This is a genomic window from Pedococcus dokdonensis (genome assembly GCF_900104525.1).
GTDB classification, from domain to species: domain Bacteria; phylum Actinomycetota; class Actinomycetes; order Actinomycetales; family Dermatophilaceae; genus Pedococcus; species Pedococcus dokdonensis.
The window spans coordinates 1,402,266-1,420,177 of sequence record NZ_LT629711.1 but is presented as its reverse complement, the minus strand read 5'-3'; the positions used below and the strand labels follow the sequence as shown (position 1 = coordinate 1,420,177).

The 17,912-nt window shown below is 70.0% G+C and carries 14 protein-coding genes; 11 read left to right on the top strand and 3 right to left on the bottom strand.

Translation table 11 applies throughout. The annotated features are described in order from the left end of the window. Positions 1 to 88: 88 nt before the first annotated feature. From BLQ34_RS06860 to BLQ34_RS06845, 4 genes are all read left to right on the top strand, one after another. Positions 89 to 2,401, top strand: coding sequence for an immune inhibitor A domain-containing protein (locus BLQ34_RS06860; RefSeq protein WP_091783277.1), 2,313 nt, complete (start codon positions 89 to 91; stop codon positions 2,399 to 2,401). Between the two features lie 200 nt (positions 2,402 to 2,601). Beyond that, positions 2,602 to 2,973, top strand: coding sequence for a hypothetical protein (locus BLQ34_RS06855; protein WP_091783258.1), 372 nt, complete (start codon positions 2,602 to 2,604; stop codon positions 2,971 to 2,973). Between the two features lie 89 nt (positions 2,974 to 3,062). Further along, positions 3,063 to 4,613 (top strand): phytoene desaturase family protein, encoded by a 1,551-nt coding sequence (locus BLQ34_RS06850; protein WP_091783255.1) that lies wholly within the window; start codon positions 3,063 to 3,065, stop codon positions 4,611 to 4,613. Positions 4,614 to 5,119: 506 nt separating this feature from the next. After that, positions 5,120 to 6,259: an HNH endonuclease signature motif containing protein gene (locus tag BLQ34_RS06845; protein WP_091783252.1), complete on the top strand. Its 1,140-nt coding sequence runs from the start codon at positions 5,120 to 5,122 to the stop codon at positions 6,257 to 6,259. Between the two features lie 77 nt (positions 6,260 to 6,336). Here BLQ34_RS06845 and BLQ34_RS06840 read toward each other — a convergent pair whose 3' ends face one another. The 3 genes from BLQ34_RS06840 to BLQ34_RS06830 form a co-directional block, all read right to left on the bottom strand. After that, positions 6,337 to 6,831, bottom strand: a complete 495-nt coding sequence (locus BLQ34_RS06840) for a hypothetical protein (protein WP_091783249.1) — start codon at positions 6,829 to 6,831, stop codon at positions 6,337 to 6,339. A gap of 222 nt (positions 6,832 to 7,053) precedes the next feature. Further along, complete coding sequence (locus tag BLQ34_RS06835; RefSeq protein WP_091783246.1) at positions 7,054 to 7,458, bottom strand: hypothetical protein; 405 nt, start codon at positions 7,456 to 7,458, stop codon at positions 7,054 to 7,056. Positions 7,459 to 7,629: 171 nt separating this feature from the next. Next, on the bottom strand, positions 7,630 to 7,929 hold the full coding sequence (locus BLQ34_RS06830) for a type 1 periplasmic-binding domain-containing protein (RefSeq protein ID WP_091783243.1): 300 nt from the start codon (positions 7,927 to 7,929) through the stop codon (positions 7,630 to 7,632). 72 nt (positions 7,930 to 8,001) lie between these two features. Between BLQ34_RS06830 and BLQ34_RS18715 the strand changes: the two genes are divergently transcribed. From BLQ34_RS18715 to hisD, 7 genes are all read left to right on the top strand, one after another. Continuing rightward, positions 8,002 to 8,427 carry a hypothetical protein gene (locus BLQ34_RS18715; protein WP_157692928.1) on the top strand — a complete coding sequence of 142 codons (426 nt, stop codon included), beginning with the start codon at positions 8,002 to 8,004 and terminating at the stop codon, positions 8,425 to 8,427. Between the two features lie 77 nt (positions 8,428 to 8,504). Next, the gene (locus BLQ34_RS06825; protein WP_157692927.1) at positions 8,505 to 8,960 is read left to right on the top strand and encodes a hypothetical protein; all 456 of its coding nucleotides are present in this window, start codon (positions 8,505 to 8,507) and stop codon (positions 8,958 to 8,960) included. A gap of 755 nt (positions 8,961 to 9,715) precedes the next feature. Continuing rightward, the gene (gene glnA / locus BLQ34_RS06815) at positions 9,716 to 11,053 is read left to right on the top strand and encodes a type I glutamate--ammonia ligase (protein WP_091783235.1); all 1,338 of its coding nucleotides are present in this window, start codon (positions 9,716 to 9,718) and stop codon (positions 11,051 to 11,053) included. Between the two features lie 22 nt (positions 11,054 to 11,075). Further along, on the top strand, positions 11,076 to 11,954 hold the full coding sequence (locus BLQ34_RS06810; RefSeq protein ID WP_091783232.1) for a protein phosphatase 2C domain-containing protein: 879 nt from the start codon (positions 11,076 to 11,078) through the stop codon (positions 11,952 to 11,954). Then, positions 11,951 to 14,980, top strand: a complete 3,030-nt coding sequence (locus BLQ34_RS06805; RefSeq protein WP_091783229.1) for a bifunctional [glutamine synthetase] adenylyltransferase/[glutamine synthetase]-adenylyl-L-tyrosine phosphorylase — start codon at positions 11,951 to 11,953, stop codon at positions 14,978 to 14,980. Before BLQ34_RS06810 ends, BLQ34_RS06805 begins: the two co-directional genes overlap by 4 nt. Before the next feature lie 18 nt (positions 14,981 to 14,998). Then, the gene (locus BLQ34_RS06800; RefSeq protein ID WP_091783227.1) at positions 14,999 to 16,522 is read left to right on the top strand and encodes an MFS transporter; all 1,524 of its coding nucleotides are present in this window, start codon (positions 14,999 to 15,001) and stop codon (positions 16,520 to 16,522) included. A 43-nt stretch (positions 16,523 to 16,565) separates the two neighbouring features. Further along, positions 16,566 to 17,912 (top strand): histidinol dehydrogenase, encoded by a 1,347-nt coding sequence (hisD, locus tag BLQ34_RS06795; RefSeq protein WP_091783224.1) that lies wholly within the window; start codon positions 16,566 to 16,568, stop codon positions 17,910 to 17,912.

Sequence of the window (17,912 nt, the reverse complement as noted above, 5' to 3'; positions counted from 1 at the left end):
CTGCTAGCGCAACCATGTTTCAGTCGCCCTTGTGTGTCCGAAGGGACCACGGAGAAATTCACCTGGAGGATTTGTGAAGAGACGTCACATGAGCGTTCTCTCCGGCGTGGCGGTTGCGGCCGTCGCCCTGAGTATTGGCTCCGTCCCGGCGCAGGCAAAACCTGCTCCGGTCGTGGCCAAGGACCCGAGCTACACCAATCGGGACCATGACCTGCCCAACCCCCTCGGCGACGCCCAGCGCGAGCTGCGCAAGGAAGCCATCAACAAGCTCATCAAGGGCGAGGCGACCACCGAGACCCGGGGTGGCGAGCGCGTCATCAAGATGAAGGGGAACAAGAGCGCCAAGCGGGGCACCGCTGCCGCGAAGGACAAGTACGTGTCCTGGCCGGTGGACCGCGAGGAGGACATCTTCACAGTCCTCGCCGACTTCGGCACGCAGACCAAGCCGGCCACCGGTGGCACGGCCGGCCCGGTGCACAACCAGATCCCGAAGCCCGACCGCAACTGGGACGGCAGCAAGACGGACGACAACTCGACCTACTGGACGAGCGACTTCAACACCCAGCACTACAAGGACATGATGTTCGGCGAGGGTGAGTCCTTCAAGGACTTCTACACCAAGCTGTCGAACGGCCGGTTCCTCGCCAAGGGTGACGTCTCCGACTGGGTGAAGGTCCCCTACAACGAGGCCGCCTACGGCAGCAACAAGCAGAGCGACGCCGCGGGCTACTGGCCCTTCATCGCCGACACCGCGACTGCTTGGTACAACTCGCAGAAGGCCGCCGGCAAGACCGACGCCGAGATCAAGACGTACCTCGCGCAGTTCGACAAGATCGACCGCTACGACTACGACGGCGACGGCAACTTCAACGAGCCCGACGGCTACATCGACCACTTCCAGGCGATCCACGCCGGTGAGGGCGAGGAGGCCGGTGGCGGTGCCCAGGGCGAGGACGCCATCTGGTCGCACCGCTGGTACGCCTACTCGAACAACCAGGGCAAGACCGGCCCGGCCAACAACAAGGCCGGCGGTGTGCCGCTCGGCGACTCCGGCATGTGGATCGGTGACTACACCACCGAGCCCGAGAACGGTGGCCTGGGTGTGTTCGCCCACGAGTTCGGTCACGACCTCGGTCTCCCGGACCTGTACGACACCGCGGGTGGCGACAACGGCACCGGCTTCTGGACGCTGATGTCCGGTGGCTCCTGGCTGAACCGCGGCAAGGACTCGATCGGCACCACGCCCGGCAACATGGGCGCGTGGGAGAAGCTGCAGCTCGGCTGGCTGGACTACCAGCAGGTCAACTACGGCTTCGACCGTGACGTCAAGATCGGCCCGGCCGACCGGGACAGCAAGCTGCTGCCCCAGGCCCTTCTGGTCAACCTGCCCAACAAGACGGTCACGACCAACTACAACAAGCCGCACGGTGGCTCGTTCGAGTGGTGGGGTGGCTCGGCTGACGGGCTCAACTCCACCCTGACCCGCGGCATCGACCTGACCGGCAAGACGTCGGCGTCGATCTCGGCGTGGCTGCAGTACAACATCGAGGAGGACTACGACGCCCTCTACGCCGAGGCCTCCACCGATGGTGGGTCCACCTGGGCGCAGGTCGGCAGCCTGATCGACGGCCCGACCGGCAACGCCGCCCTCACCCCGTGGGCCCAGAAGTCCTGGGACCTCACGCCGTGGGCCGGCAAGAACATCCAGTTCCGGTTCCGCTACCAGACCGATGGTGGCCTGCACTTCGAGGGCCCGTTCCTCGATGACATCGCCATCACGGCCGACGGTGTCAACGTCCTGACCGACTCGGTCGAGGACGGCACCAACGGCTGGACCGCTGCTGGTGGCTTCAAGCGCTTCGGCGGTTCGACCAGCGAGGTCGTGCAGCACTACTACCTCGCCGAGAACCGGGTCTACAGCGGCTACGACAAGACGCTCCAGACCGGCCCGTACAACTTCGGTTGGGCCAACACCCGTCCTGACTGGGTGGAGCGCTTCCCGTACCAGAACGGCCTCCTGGTCACCTACGTGGACGGGCAGTACGGCGACAACAACACGTCGGCGCACCCCGGTCACGGCCAGGTGCTCCCGGTGGACGCGCGCTACCTGCCGATCAAGTTCCCGAACGGGACCCTGCTCGGCAACCGGCGCCAGCCGTTCGACGCCACCTTCGGCCAGGAGCGGACCGACGCGGTCACGTTCCACCTGAACGGTGTCGCCACCAAGGTCCCGTCGTCGAAGGCCATCCCGACCTTCTACGACCTGGACAAGAAGAAGTACTGGACCGCGGACAACCCGCAGAACTCCGTCCAGGTGGCGGGTTCGGGCACCAAGATCACGGTGGTCGAGACCTCCAACAACGCCCAGGACATGCTGCTGAAGGTCCGCTTCGACAAGTGAGTCGGATGACCTGATCAGCACCAACTGGTCAGCACGAAACAAGGCAGCAGGGCCCCGGAATCCATCGATTCCGGGGCCTTGCTCCTGTCCACCGGTGGTGCGATCCGCGGTGTCGCGACAGACTCGGAGCAGGCCGCCGACCTGCGGCGACATTCCTCGGGCCCGACACGACCGGGTCCGACGACACCGATGGAGGACTGATGTCAGACAGCTTCGAGGTCGCCCAGAGCAGCTCGCAGGGCGAGCTGACCGACGAGCAGCGCCACGAGGTCGTGGCGGCCCAGCTGCGGGGTGAGGCCAAGACTGCGGGACAGTCCCCGGAGGCGGTGGTCGCGGCCGTCGCGGCCGAGCTGGAGGACATCGGCCTCGAGCCGGATGCCGATGAGCTGCACCGGCGCTACGAGGAGATCGACCCCGACATCCCCGAGCTGACCGACGCCGACGACCTCCCGCCCGCCGACCGGGGCACGGGCGCGGCCGCCCAAGCCGACACCGAGGCGCCGGCCTCCGCCGGGCTCGACGCCACGGGCGACCACCACGAGGTCGACGGCGAGGAGAATTCGCCCCGGTAGCCGTGCCGCGTCACGATCGCCGCCTTCCCACGTCCTCGGAGGTGGCGGGCGGGTGCCCGTGCGCACCACCCGACACCTAGGATCGGCGAGTGGACTACGACGACGTCGTCATCGGTGCCGGGCACAACGGGCTGGCCGCCGCGGCATACCTCGCGCGCGCGGGGCGGCGGGTGTTGGTGCTGGAGGCGGCCGACCACGTCGGCGGCGCTGCCGTGTCGGCGCAGGCGTTCGCCGGGGTGGACGCGCGACTGTCGCGCTACTCCTACCTCGTGAGCCTGCTCCCGAGGGAGCTGATCACCGACCTCGACCTCGACGTGCAGCTCATCCGGCGGCGGTTCTCGTCGTTCACGCCGGTCCCGGCCCGACCGACGCGCGGGCTGCTCGTGGACCACGGCGACCCCGAGGCGACCGCTGCGGGTTTCGCGGCGCTCACCGAGGGCTCGAGCGAGTATGCCGCGTGGCAGCGGTTCTACGCGCGGGTGCAGCACCTGGCCGAGCGGGTCTTCCCCACGGTCCTGGAGCCGTTGCGCACCGAGACCGAGCTGGCCGGTCTCGTCGGTGACGACGAGCTCTGGGAGGCGCTGGTGCGGCGCCCGTTGGGGGAGGTGCTGGAGGCGGAGTTCGGCGACGACACCGTCCGGGGCATCGTCGCGACCGACGCCCTGATCGGCACCTTCGCCCGGATGGGTGGGGCCGACCTGCGCCAGAACGTCTGCTTCCTCTACCACCTCATCGGTGGCGGCACCGGCGACTGGGACGTGCCGGTCGGTGGGATGGGCTCGGTCACCGACGGCTTGGCTCGCGCCGCCGTCAAGGCCGGGGCCGAGATCCGCACGTCGACCCGGGTCGTATCGGTCGACCCCGACGGTGGGGTGAGCTGGGAGGGTGGCTCGGCACGGGCGGGCACTGTGCACGCGGCGTGCGCTCCCACCGTCCTCAATGCGCTGCTTGCCGCCGCAGGCGCCGACCCGGTGCCGACCGAGTCGGCCCCCGAGGGCGCTCAGCTCAAGGTCAACATGCTGCTGACGCGCCTCCCGCGGCTGCGCGACGAGTCGGTCGACCCCGCCGCCGCCTTTGCCGGCACGTTCCACATCAACGAGGGCTACGCGCAGCTCGACGAGGCGTATGCCGCCGCCGAGGCCGGGCGGGTGCCTCAGCGCCCGCCGTGCGAGATCTACTGCCACAGCCTGTCGGACCGGTCGATCCTCGGTCCTTCACTCGCGGCGACAGAGGCACAGACGCTCACGTTGTTCGGCCTGCACCTGCCGGCCCGGCTGTTCCGCGGCACAGCCGAGGAGCACGACGCCGTGAAGGACCTCGCGCTGGCCCGCACCCTCGAGTCGCTCAACTCGGTGCTCGCCGAGCCGATCCAGGACGTCCTGTTGCGAGACCCGTCCGGCGACTACTGCCTGGAGGCGCGGACGCCGGTCGAGCTCGAGGCCGACCTCGGTCTGCCTGGCGGCAACATCTTCCACCGGTCGCTGCAGTGGCCCTGGGCGGAGACCGAGGCGGAGGTCGGCACCTGGGGCGTCGAGACCCCGCACGACAAGGTGCGCATCGCGGGCGCCGGCGCACGGCGTGGCGGGGGAGTCAGCGGCATACCGGGTCACAACTCCGCCATGTCCGTCCTCAAGGCCTGAGCTTCGCGCACGAGGTGCGGGCACGTCGGACGGGAGCGATGTGCCGCTCGTGGTCGTTCCAACGCGCGCAATTGCCTTTGACGAGAACTGATTTCGGGTGCCTGGGCGTGGCGCCGGCCGCCTTGGGCTGTCAGTGGTGGCCGATAGGTTGGGGTCATGTTCGAGAGCGTGGCGGCGGTGGAGGCGGCAGACCCGGCCGCGCTCGCCGGTGCGCTCTTCATGATGTCTGACGACGAGATCGCGGAGCTGCCGGTCGAGCGGGCGGAGGCGTTGGTGCTGGCGTCGCAGCGCGTGGCAAGTGCGGTCACGGCGCGTCAGCGGTCGGCGATGGAGACCGTGGTCCGGCGGTGTGACGAGCGGATCGAGGCCGAGGCCGCGGATGCTGCGTTGACTGGCCAGCGCCGCCCGCACCTGTCCGGCCAGGCGCTTGCTGCCGGATCGCTCGCGGCGTTGCTGCACGTGTCGCCGCGGACCATGTCGACCCGGATCGACCAGGCCGCCGCACCGTGTGCGCGCTGCCGCAGGTGCAGGCCCTCGCGTGGGCCGGTGACCTGGAGCCCTATCGCGTCGACGCGATCGCGGCCGAGTCCGCGGCGGCGCCGGCGGACCTGTTGCACGAGTTCGAGGCCCGCGTCCTGGAGGGTGGCATCACGCACCTCTCGTGTGCGGCGTTGCGATCGCGCGCCCGCCGGGCCGCGGACCGGTGCGCCCCCGACGCCGCGATCGACCTCGCCGCAACGTTCCGGGCCCGGGCCGATGTCACCGTCCGCCCGGGCGAGTGCACCGGCATGACCCGGCTCGTGGCCGACCTGCCGACCCCGGTCGCGATGCGCATCTTCGGCGCGGTCGACTCCTTGGCTGCCGAGTACGCCCGTGCCGAACCAGGCCAGCGGATCGGTGTGGCCCGGGCGGACGCACTGGCCGACCTGGTTGAGGCCAACGCCACGATCAGCACCACCATCGAGCTCGTGGCGCCGGTCGAGAGTGGCGGAGCGAGCCGCACCGACCTGGGAGTCTCCGCGGACTGCCTCGCCGAACCGGCCGGCCCTGAGCCGTCGGACCTCGAACCGTCGGACCTCGAGCCGTCGGACCTCGAGCCGTCGGACCTCGAGCCGTCGGGCACGAGCGGCGGGTTCGTCGACCTCGGTGGCTGTGCAGAGCTCGACGACGGCGTGCTGCACGATCACGGCTACGACGACCTGTGGTTCGTCTCCGCGCACACCGAGGTCCCGACCGTGGGGTCGCTCCTGCCTGCTGACGTCGTCGCGCTGCTCAACGATCCGGACACCACCATCCGGCTCGCGCGCAGCGACTCCGTCACCGGTGCGGTCCGGTGGCAGGACCCCGCCACCTACCGCCCCGGTGCCCGCACCGCCCGAGCGGTCCGCTCCCGCGACGGCACCTGTCGCTTCCCCGGCTGTGCCACCGCCGCGAGGCGATGCCAGCTCGACCACGTCATCCGACATCCCGACGGACCCACCACCGTCACCAACCTGCAGACGCTGTGCGCGACCCACCACGGGTTCAAGCACCATGCCGGTTGGCAGGTGTCGATGGACGAACGAGGGGTCTGCACCTGGACGGCTCCCGACGGCCGCACCCACGTCACCCACCCCCTCGACCGCCACGGCCACCGAGCGGCGTGACCATGCCTCGACGACATCCGCTCATGCCGACGAGCGGAGGTGGCAGACCGGCGCGCCACAGCCTGCCCGCTGCCTAGTCAGTCATCCCGCGCCGTGGCGGCCTGACTGTGGGCGCGCCACGCTGGAGCGACTGCGATTGCCTGAAGAGAGTCGAAGGCCCATGGCTCCAACGACGTGCCGGGTCCGGGCTCGGCATACCTGTTGAGTGTGACGACGAGCCCATCGGCGCGGAAAGCCACGAGGATCCGAACGATCTCGTACGGAACCTCTTCCCCGTCGGCTCGCACCTCCTCGTACGAGGCGATCAGGCTTCCATCAGGCGCCCGCGCGCACGTCGCCACGTCGGCAAACCCATCGTCGTCACACGACCTTGGAAGACCTTCGCCGTACCAGAGTGCGAACATCGAAGTCGACTCGGCTGTCTGAACAAGGACATCCAAGATGTCGCAGTCATCGCCCCCGGGCACTGTCGTCTCCGCATACCACGCGTGCCGATCGTCTACCTGATCCTCTAATCCGACCGTCAATCGATCGATGATCTTGTCGAACGCGCGAGCGTCACGATTGTTCATGCGGTCGATCCTGTCAGTGCTGCCTTCTGTGCACGGTGAATAGTCATCAGTTAGACGTCCGCACGCCGCCGTTCGCGGGGTCGTGCCGATGAGCGGACTCAGGAAGGCAGTCCGTCGTCGGCATCAGTTCTGCCGAACTGCGACGGTGACGGCCGCGGCGCCACCGTGGGCCCGACAGTCGTTCGGGAGCCCGAGGCGCGCCCTCTGACTGAACTCCTGCTTCTACACGTCGTCCAGGAAGTCGTAGTAGCCGCGAACTCCGATGAGGACGGCAGCGATTCGCCCATCCTCGACAGTGAGGCCGAGTTCGTACCCGCGCATAATGAAGCCGTTTCCGTCCTCAATTATCGGCGATCCCTCCCGGGGCAGTTGTGCTCTGGCCTCTTTGGCAGTCAAGCCGAAGAGTGGCAGATGGTGGAGCGTCAATTGCGGCCCGCCGTGATGGGGATACCAGACCTCGATTGCTTCGACGGCCTCGCTGTCGTCCAGCTCGATTTGCACGAACAAGCCGGACTGGTACTTGACCGAGTGGCGACGCGCGGGCGGGGCGGACCGCTGCGTCGCTCGCCAACCGGGCTCGGCTTCAAGCAACCTCAATGCCGTGGCTTCGTCGCTGCCAAGGTTCACAGGTCCAACGCTTGAGAGGGGGCGGACCTCCCAAGCGACCCGTCCGCTCACACGCAGCCACCTCCGTCACGGCCCGGCGCGGACCGTTGCAGAAATCCACCGACCCAGAGATCGTCCACGGCGAGAGGGTAGGGGAAACGTCCGCTGATGCCGATGTGTGTGCGCTTGTCGTCAGAGGAAATCGGTGAAGGTGACCGGCTTGCCGGCAGCTTTGGCGTAGGCGATCTCCCTCCGCGTCGACTCCCCGACGTACCCGCCCGGGTTGACGATCAAGACCCGGTCGGCCAAGTCGATCTTGCGCAGGTGAAGAGCGTCCAGGACGGCCTTCTGCTCGGGAGTCGGCGACTCGTCCGCCTCGCTGGGGGCGACGACGATGACTCCTGTGAAGGTCAGTTCTCGGTTCGCCGCGCGCATCTCGGTCATGAACCTGGCAGACCCACAGATGCAGACGATTTCAGGACGATCGGTCACGACCCGACGTTAGCAACGCGCTCATCTGCCGCGATCCGCTCGTGCCGATGTGCGGGTGACATAGTGCCGCCTATGGAGGCTCAGTTCACTAGTCGCAAGGACGGCCAGGTCGATGTCGATCTAGGACCGGAGTGGCGACTCTTCACCGAGGCGCTCAACGACTGCGTCTCGTCGTTGCCACCACGCGGAGCGACAGGAAACGGTCCATCGACGTACTGGGTAGACGTGGCCTCCATCGGTCTTGATCGTGCGCTTGCCTCGGGAACGGATCGGCCCTTCACCTGGGGGAACATCACCTTGCTGCGCCTCAACCATGGGCGGGTCGAGGCCCGATACGACTTCGATGAAGAGGACGTGCCCGGCCAGTTCCTGGATGTCGATGACCTTCGGCGAGTGCTGGACGACTGGCGGGCGCGGATCGATGAGAGCGCAGCCGCGAGCACCTCACCGCTCCCTGAGACCTATCGTCGGAATCCAACGCCTGAACGGCCAATCTGAACGCACTCTCATGCCGCAATCCGCGCGGTCGTGCCGATGAGCGGATGCGAGGCGAGTGTGCGTGGGAGCATGGGTCCGTGACCCAGTCCGACTCAGTGCGGCGAACCCGCGACGCGCTAGCTGCCCACCTAGACGCGCTCGGCATCAGAGAGGATACGTACCACCTGTTCGGTGCCCATCTGAATGACGCGATGGTCATGGACCAACGGCCCGAAGGCTGGGTCGTCTTTTACTCGGAGCGTGGAGGCGAGTACTCGCTGAAGATCCACGCCGAGGAGGCCAGCGCCTGCGCGGACCTGCTCGACCGCGTGTTTGATGAAGAACAGGTGTTCTTCGATCTCGTTGCAGGACCCGCTCCCGCCGATGAAGCTGACGCGGCATTCGACGCCTGGTTGGCAAAGCGAGGGCTCGACCGCGAGAGGTTGGGGAAAAGTGATTGGAAGTTCGACGACGTGCCCGGGGTCGCGGGTCCGTACTGGCGACGCTACTTCGTGAGGATCACCGAGATTCGGCGGCTCGCACAAGCGCACTGACATGCCGCAGCTCGGACGTCATGGTCAGCGTTAAAAGGCGGCTTGTGGTCAGCCGCTCTCGAAGAGATGCCGTGTGATCGCCGCTCGGAGTGGGTCGTGTTCCGGTCCAAGGGCGGTGGCGGGGTCCGACCAATTCTCTGCGGGGTAGAGCCAGACGGGCTTTCGAAGAAGTTCAGGTGGCTCCCACTCATAGCGGGGCCACACGTGAGCGTGGAGGAAGGGATCGGTGTTCCCCAGAACCTCTAAATTGACTCGGCGGAACTGGGAGTCGAACTCCTGACAAGCCCGACCCACCGCATCACCGAGATCGGCCATGGACTCAAGGAACGCCCGACGCCGAGCGCGCGACAGATCGGACAGGCTTCCGACGTGTGGGTCGTCGCTGAGCAATACGCAGTTCCCGGGTAGCCACTGAACGTCCCCGATCACCGCGAATGCCTCCGGAAGCCTGCCAATCACGGCTGGATTCTCCCCGCGCAGGGCCGAACCGATGCGGTCTGCCCGCCAGTCGCTCACGAGGGAACGCTCTCACATGCCGCGATCAGCGCGGAGACACCTCGTCCCGAGCGGGCACGGAGCCCATCTGCGGGGCCGCGTAGCTGCTCGGGGACGAGACCGCAGCTGAACACGTTCCGTCCCGGCCAAGGGTTTCCTCCAGGCCGTTCGCTCGGACCTCACCCGTCCGGTGGCGCGGATCGGTGACACTTCGCCTGGTACGTAACGCCGGGGAAACACGACTAAGGCAGGATCGACACATGGATCGTCAGCAGGAGTTCGTTCTCCGCACCATCGAGGAACGCGACATCCGCTTCGTGCGGTTGTGGTTCACCGACGTGCTCGGGACCCTCAAGTCCGTCGCAGTCGCCCCCGCCGAGCTGGAGGGCGCCTTCGCCGAGGGGATCGGGTTCGACGGGTCGGCCATCGAGGGGTTCGCCCGTGTCTACGAGGCCGACATGCTGGCCAAGCCCGACCCGGCGACGTTCCAAGTGCTGCCGTGGCGGGGTGACAACCCGGGGACCGCCCGCATGTTCTGCGACATCACCCTGCCCGACGGCTCACCGAGTCACGCCGACCCGCGCCATGTGCTGCAGCGGGCCCTCGGCAAGGCGAGCGACCTGGGCTTCACCTTCTACACCCACCCCGAGATCGAGTTCTACCTGCTCAAGGCCGGGTTCAAGCCGGGCGAGAACCCCGAGCCGGTGGACCAGGCGGGCTATTTCGACCACGTGCCCCACGGCACCGGGCACGACTTCCGCCGCGCCGCGATCACGATGCTCGAGTCGATGGGGATCTCCGTCGAGTTCAGCCACCACGAGGGCGGACCGGGACAGAACGAGATCGACCTGCGCTACGCCGACGCGCTGTCGACGGCCGACAACATCATGACTTTCCGCACCGTCATCAAGGAGGTTGCCCTGGAGCAGGGCATCTTCGCCTCCTTCATGCCCAAGCCGTTCGCCGAGCACCCCGGCTCCGGGATGCACACGCACATGTCGCTGTTCGACGGCGACAGCAACGCCTTCTACGAGGCCGGCGCTCCCTACCAGCTGAGCAAGGTCGGGCGGCAGTTCATCGCCGGACTGCTCCGCCACGGCGCCGAGATCACCGCCGTGACCAACCAGTGGGTCAACTCCTACAAGCGGCTCTGGGGCGGCGGCGAGGCCCCGGCCCACCTGACCTGGGGTCACAACAACCGGTCGGCGATGGTGCGCGTCCCGATGTACAAGCCGGCCAAGGGGCAGAGCAGCCGGGTCGAGGTCCGCACCCTCGATGCGGCCTGCAATCCCTACCTCGCCTTCGCGTTGATGTTGTCGGCTGGGCTCAAGGGCATCGAGGAGGACTACGAGCTGCCTGCCGAGACCGAGGACGACGTGTGGGGGCTGACCTCCGCCGAGCGCCAGGCGATGGGCATCGAGCCGCTCCCGACCTCGCTCTACGAGGCGATCCGGGTGATGGAGAAGAGCGAGCTCGTGGCCGACACCCTCGGCGAGCACGTCTTCGACTTCTTCCTGCGCAACAAGCGCTCCGAGTGGGACGACTACCGCGGGGAGATCACCCGGTTCGAGCTCGAGCGCTACCTCCCCGGCCTCTGACCCGCTGGTCCACGGAGGGCTGGTGCAGGTCAGCTGGGCGACGAGCGCCGGTCATGCCGAACGCCCGGGTCACGTCAACGAGGACTTCGTCGGAGCCGTGGCCGATGCGGTTGTGGTGCTCGACGGGGCGGGGATCCCCGGTGCCGAACACCTCTGCCACCACGGCGTCGCGTGGTACACCCGGCGCCTCGGTGGCGCCCTGCTCGGGCGTCTTCCGGATCACGGCCGCCCGCTGACCGACCTGCTCGCCGCCGCGATCGAGGAGGTTGCCGGGCTGCACCGGGACACCTGTGACGTCGCCGACTCCAGCAGTCCGCAGGCCACCGTCGCGGTCGCTCGCGTCGCGGCTGACCACGTCGACTGCCTCCTGCTCGGCGACTGCACGCTGCTGCTGGCGCGCCCCGGGCAGGATCCTGACGTGCTCACCGACCGGCGCGAGGAGGCGGTGCGCCAGGAGTGCCTCCGGGCCCTGACCGGTATGCCGCTCGGCTCGGCCGCGCACGACCGTGCCCTGTCAGGGGTTCGTGCCGAGTTCCGGGCCGGGAGGAACACGGTGGGCGGGTTCTGGGTCGCCAAGGACGACCCGGCCGCCGCCCACGAGGCCGTCGTCGAGACCGCGTCGCTCGAGGGCCTGGGTGGGGTCGGGTTGCTGACCAACGGGGTGGCCCGGCTGGTGGACCCCTACGGGCGGGCCGGGTGGGGCGAGGTCGCCATGGTGCTCGGGACCGACGGACCGACTGCGCTGGTGCGGTGGCTCCGCGACGTCGAGGGTGCTCCCGACGACGACTGGGAGGCTCCCGACGACGACTGGGAGGCGCCCGACGACGCGACCGCCGCATGGCTGGCCCTGCCCCGCCCGTCGGGAGACGCCCACCCGCCAGCAACTAGGCTGGTCCGGTGACCTCCGGCCGCCTCGTCTCCCAGACGGCGACCCTGGCCCGGCTCGGCTTCGCCGACCCGCCGCGCGCCGTGCAGCTGCTCGCCGATCCCGCGCTGGCCGGCCTGGTCGACCCGCTCGACGACGTCTTCAGCGACGGCCTGCCCGATGCGCTCGGGGCGGTGGGTGACCCTGACCTAGCGCTCCTGAGCCTGGTCAGGCTGATGGAGTCGTTGCGAGCGTCTGCCCCGCGTCGGCGCGACGACGAGTCGGGGGTGGCAGCGCAGGTCACCGGCCTCGTCGCCGCCCTACGCCATCGCGGACCAGCGCGCGACCGGCTGCTCGCGGTGCTCGGGGCCTCCACGGCACTCGCCGACCACCTGGTGGCGCACCCGGAGCACTGGACCAGCGTGGCGCAGGCCCGTCCGCGCACCCCGGCCGAGCGTGTCGAGGAGCTGGTGGCCGCGGTCGGCACCCCGGGTGAGCACACGGCATACGACGCGCTGCGGATCGGCTATCGCCGCCAGCTGCTCGGCATCGCCGCCCTCGACCTCACCTCGGGCGCGCCCGAGCAGGCGCTGCCGGAGGCGGCGGCCGCCCTCGCCGACCTCGCGGAGGCCGCGCTCGAAGCGGCCCTGGCCATCGCCCGCGTCGAGGTGGGGGAGCAGGCCGAGCTGTGCGACTTCGCGGTGATCGGGATGGGCAAGACCGGGGGACGCGAGCTCAACTACGTCAGCGACGTCGACGTGATCTTCGTCGCCGAGCCACGCGAGGGAGTCGACGAGGCGAGCGCCATCGCGGCCGCCACCGGGCTCGCCACCCACCTGATGCGCGCGTGTTCGACTTCCACTGGCCAGGGCACGCTCTGGCCGGTGGACGCGGCGCTGCGGCCCGAGGGCAAGAACGGTCCGCTGGTGCGGACCATCGCCAGCCACCGCACGTACTACGAGCGGTGGGCCAAGACCTGGGAGTTCCAGGCGCTGCTCAAGGCGCGTCCGGTCGCCGGTGACCGGGAGCTCGGCGCGGCCTACATCGCAGCCGTCAACCCGCTGGTCTGGCAGGCGGCCTCGCGGGACAACTTCGTCGAGGACGTCCAGGCCATGCGCCGCCGGGTCGAGCAGCACGTCCCAGCGGGCGAGGCGGCCAGACAGCTCAAGCTCGGCCCGGGCGGGCTGCGCGACGTCGAGTTCAGCGTGCAGCTGCTCCAGCTGGTGCACGGCCGCTCCGACGACTCACTGCGCTCCGGCACCACGCTCGAGGCCCTCGACGCGCTCGCCCGCGGAGGCTACGTCGGCCGTGAGGACGCGGCCATGCTCGACGCGTCCTACCGCCTCCTGCGCACCCTGGAGCACCGCATCCAGCTGTTCCGCCTGCGACGCACCCACCTCATGCCGACGGCTGACAGCGAGCTGCGCCGCCTGGGGCGCGCCCTCGGCCACCGCTCCGACGCGGCCAAGGCCGTCGTGGCGCAGTGGCAGCAGCACGCCCGCGAGGTGCGTCGGATCCACGAGCGGTTGTTCTACCGGCCACTGCTCGCCGCCGTGGCCCGGCTCAGCTCCAGCGACGCGCGGCTCGCGCCGGAGGCGGCCAAGGAACGGCTGGCCGCGCTCGGCTTCCGCGACCCGGGCGGGGCGATGCGCCACCTCGAGGTCCTGACCGCCGGGGTGAGCCGCAGAGCCGCGATCCAGCGCACGCTCCTGCCGGTGATGCTCGGGTGGTTCGCCGACGAGGCCGACCCCGACGGCGGGCTCCTGGCGTTCCGCAAGGTCAGTGAGGAGCTCGGGTCCACGCACTGGTACCTGCGTCTCCTGCGCGACGAGGGGTCAGCGGCGGAGCGGCTCGCGCACACGCTCGCGCGGAGCCGGTATGCCGCGGACCTCCTGGTCGGTGCCCCCGAGTCCGTGGCGATCCTCGGCGACGCCGCGGGCCTCACCCCCTTGTCCCGCGAGGACCTGGAGCGCCGGATGGGGGCGGCGGCGCGTCGGCAGGACGACCCCGACAAGGCCGTGCGCGCTGCCCGCAGCATCCGGCGGCAGGAGCTGTTCCGGGTCGCGGTGGCCGACCTGTCCGGCGACCTCGACCTCGACGGTGTCGGCGCCGCCCTGACCGACCTGACGGGAGCCCTCGTCGAGACGGCGCTGCAGGTGGCGATCCAGACGGTCGAGGCGACGCGAGGACCCCTGGTCACGCGGGTCCTGGTCGTGGGCATGGGCAGGCTCGGCGGTCGCGAGATGGCGTACGGCTCCGACGCCGACGTGCTCTTCGTCCACGAGCCGCTGGACGGGGCCGATGAGGCGACGGCACAGGAGCAGGCCCTCGAGACCGTGCAGGAGCTGCGCCGCCTGCTCTCCTCGGCCGGCCCCGACCCGCAGCTGGGGCTCGATGCCGACCTGCGCCCCGAGGGCAAGAACGGTCCGCTGGTCCGCAGCCTGGGCAGCTATCGCGCCTACTACGAGCGGTGGTCCCTCACCTGGGAGTCCCAGGCGCTGCTGCGCGCCACGCCGCTGGCCGGCGACGTCGAGCTGGGTCGGACCTTCGTGGAGCTGATCGACCCGCTGCGCTGGCCGGAGTCCGGGTTGTCCGACCAGCAGGTCCGGGAGATCCGGACGCTCAAGGCGCGGATGGAGGCCGAACGGCTCCCGCGCGGGGCCGACCCCAAGAGCCACTTCAAGCTCGGTCGCGGCGGTCTGTCCGACGTCGAGTGGACCGTGCAGCTCCTCCAGATGTGCCACGCCCACGACGTGCCGGCCCTGCGGACGACCAGCACCTTGCCCGCGCTCGCCGCCGCCGAGGACGCCGAGCTGATCTCACCGGGACACGCAGCAGCGCTGCGGGAGGCGTGGTCGTTCGCCTCGCGGCTGCGCAACGCGTCCGTCCTCTACCGGGGTCGCCCGGTGGACAGCGTGCCGTCCGACCTGCGGGTGGCCGACGGGGTCAGCCGGATCCTCGGGGGAGAGCCGGGCAGTGGGGCCGACCTCGCCGAGGCCTACCGGCGCGCCGCCCGTCATGCGCGTACCGTGACAGAGTTCAACTTTTACGGTTCCGCCTAGAAGGGTACGGTCGGGCGCATGGCCAGCGGCAGGGACGAGTCCGTCGCGGTGCCCTCGTTCGCCGAGGTGCTCCGCACGCCGGTCTTCCTCCCCGTCTTCACGGTGGCCACCCTCTCCACGTGGGGTGACTTCATCGCCCGGGTCACGGTCGCCGCCGTGGTCTTCAGCTGGACCGGGTCGGCTCTCGCGACGGCCTCCACGTTCGCGGTCTCCCTCGTGCCGAGCATCCTCGGGCGGTGGCTGCTGTCGCCGATCTGCGACCGGATCGCGCCCCGCACCTGCCTCGTGGGCACCCACCTGGTGCGCGCGGTGCTGGTCGCCGCGCTGATCGTGGTGGTCGCCACGACCCGCAGCCTCGCCCTGGTCCTGGTCCTGGTGGCGGTCCTCGAGTTCGTGGGAGGTCCGGCGATCACGGCGAGCCAGATGCTGCTCACCGACATCTTCCCCGACCCACGTCTCTACGCCCGCGCCTTCGGACTGAACACCCTTGCGGCACAGGTGAACCAGGCGATCGGGCTGGCGCTCGGGGGAGCCATCGTGAGCATGCTCGGCGACCTCCAGGCGTTGAGCATCAACCTGCTGACGTTCGTCACGGGAGCTGCGATCCTCACCGTCGTCAAGCCCCCCAGGTCGGTGGTCCGCGGCGAGGACGTGCCACTGCTCAGCCTGCTCTCCGACCTGGGCGAGGGATGGCGCGAGATCCGTCGCAGCCGGGTGCTCACCTACATGCTCATGCTGTCGCTGGCCAGCGCCCTGGCCATCGCCGCGCCGGAGGCGGTCGCGCTCCCGTACGCCGCCCAGCACAGCACCTCGTCGACCTGGGGTGGGTTCCTGATGGCCTCGCCCATCCTGGGTGCGGTGGTCGGCCTGCTCCTGATCGGGCGGCTGCCGGCAGAACGACAGTCCGCGCTCGTGCTGCGGCTGGCGCTGCTCACCCCGCTGCCCCTCTTGGTCACCATCGTCGAGCCGCCGCTGCCCGTGGTCTGGGCCGCGTGGTTCGCGTGCGGTGCCCTCCAGTGCTACATGCTGCCCCTGCAGTCCGCGTTCACGCTGCTCGTGCCCACCGCCCTGCGGGGTCGCGTCTTCGGCCTCGCCGGAGCGCTGTCCGTCGGCGTGACCGGCATGTGCTTCCTGTTCGCGGGTTGGGTGTCAGAACGCACCACCCCTGCTGCCTCGGTGGGCATCGGAGCGGTCGTGACCCTCGGCATCCTGGTGCTGCTGGCCGCCCGGTGGCCGACGGCCGAGCTCGCGGGCACCGTCGAGGCCACCTTCACCGGCGACGAGGACGCCCCTCCCGGCGTCCACGACCTCGAGGCCCGCGACGACCTGGACCCGCGCGACGACCTGGACCCGCGCCATGAGCTCGACCGGCGCCACGAGCTCGACCGGCGCCACGAGCTCGACGTCCTCGACGACCTCGAGGTGCGCGACGGCGACCGCCCCGACCGCCCCGCCACGTCGCCCCTCGTGACCGCGCCCGACGAACCGAGGCCCCAGACCGTCCCTGACGCGCGTCGGTCGGAGGCCGAGCCCGGAGGCTGAGACCGCTCCGGGGTCGGGCGCACCCCCCACCTAGACTTGCGCCATGCTCTCCACGATCGACCTGCGCGGACGGGAGCTCGGCGTCCGCGACCTCCGCCACCTGCTGCCGCGTGCCGAGTTCGACGTGGCAGCGGCCGTCGAGACGGTGCGCCCGATCTGTGAGGACGTCCGTCATCGCGGGGCGCAGGCGCTCTACGACCTGGGGGAGCGCTTCGACGGGGTCCGCCCGACCCGTCTGCGCGTCCCGGCCGAGGTGCTCGAGGCCGCGCTGGTCCAGCTCGACCCCCAGGTGCGCGCGGCCCTCGACGAGGCCATCCGCAGGGTGCGGCTGGTGCACGAGGACCAGCGGCGCGCCACGACGACCACGACGGTCGTGCCCGGTGGGGAGGTCAGTGAGCGGTGGGTGCCCGTCGACCGGGTCGGCCTCTACGTGCCCGGTGGCCGGGCGGTCTACCCGTCCAGTGTGGTCATGAACGTCGTACCGGCCCAGATCGCCGGCGTCGGCTCGCTGGCGGTGGCCAGCCCGCCGCAGCGAGACAACTCCGGGGCGTTCACCGGCTACCCGCACCCGACGGTGCTCGCCGCCTGTGCGTTGCTCGGCGTCGACGAGGTGTATGCCGTGGGCGGCGCCCAGGCGGTGGCCGCCTTCGCCTTCGGCTTCGAGGACGACTCGGACGCGAGCGGAGTCGCCGTCGTGTGTGAGCCGGTCAGCCTGGTCACCGGCCCGGGCAACATCTACGTCGCCGCGGCCAAGCGCTACCTCAAGGGCGTCATCGGGATCGACTCCGAGGCCGGACCCACCGAGATCGCGATCCTCGCCGACGACTCGGCGGTCCCGGCCCACGTGTCGGCCGACCTCGTGTCGCAGGCCGAGCACGACCCCCAGGCCGCGTCGGTGCTCGTGACCGACTCGGTGGCCCTGGCCGACGCCGTGCGCGCCGACCTCGAGGACCGGGTGGCGGCGACCAAGCACTCCGAGCGGGTCCGCGAGGCGCTCACCGGGCCCCAGTCGGGCATCGTGCTCGTGGACGACCTCGACGCGGGGCTGGCGGTCGTCAACGCCTACGCCGCCGAGCACCTCGAGCTCCAGGTGGTCGACGCGGCCGCCGTCAGCGAACGGGTCCGCAACGCCGGCGCGGTGTTCGTGGGGCCGCACTCCCCGGTCAGCCTGGGTGACTACGTCGCAGGGTCGAACCACGTGCTTCCGACGGGTGGCTGCGCGTGCCACAGCAGTGGACTCTCGGTGCAGTCCTTCCTGCGCGGCATCCACGTCGTCACCTACTCCCAGTCGGCGCTGGAGGAGGTGGCCCACCACGTGGTCACCCTGGCGCAGGCCGAGGACCTCCCCGCCCACGGCGAGGCGGTCCAGGTGCGTTTCGAACAGGGGTGA

Bases quoted from the DNA above. Each gene is read 5' to 3' on its own strand.
- BLQ34_RS06860 (WP_091783277.1), top strand. From the start codon at position 89: ATGAGCGTTCTCTCCGGCGTGGCGGTTGCGGCCGTCGCCCTGAGTATT.
- BLQ34_RS06855 (WP_091783258.1), top strand. From the start codon at position 2,602: ATGTCAGACAGCTTCGAGGTCGCCCAGAGCAGCTCGCAGGGCGAGCTG.
- BLQ34_RS06840 (WP_091783249.1), bottom strand. From the start codon at position 6,831: ATGAACAATCGTGACGCTCGCGCGTTCGACAAGATCATCGATCGATTG.
- BLQ34_RS18715 (WP_157692928.1), top strand. From the start codon at position 8,002: ATGGAGGCTCAGTTCACTAGTCGCAAGGACGGCCAGGTCGATGTCGAT.
- glnA (WP_091783235.1), top strand. From the start codon at position 9,716: ATGGATCGTCAGCAGGAGTTCGTTCTCCGCACCATCGAGGAACGCGAC.
- BLQ34_RS06800 (WP_091783227.1), top strand. From the start codon at position 14,999: ATGGCCAGCGGCAGGGACGAGTCCGTCGCGGTGCCCTCGTTCGCCGAG.
- hisD (WP_091783224.1), top strand. From the start codon at position 16,566: ATGCTCTCCACGATCGACCTGCGCGGACGGGAGCTCGGCGTCCGCGAC.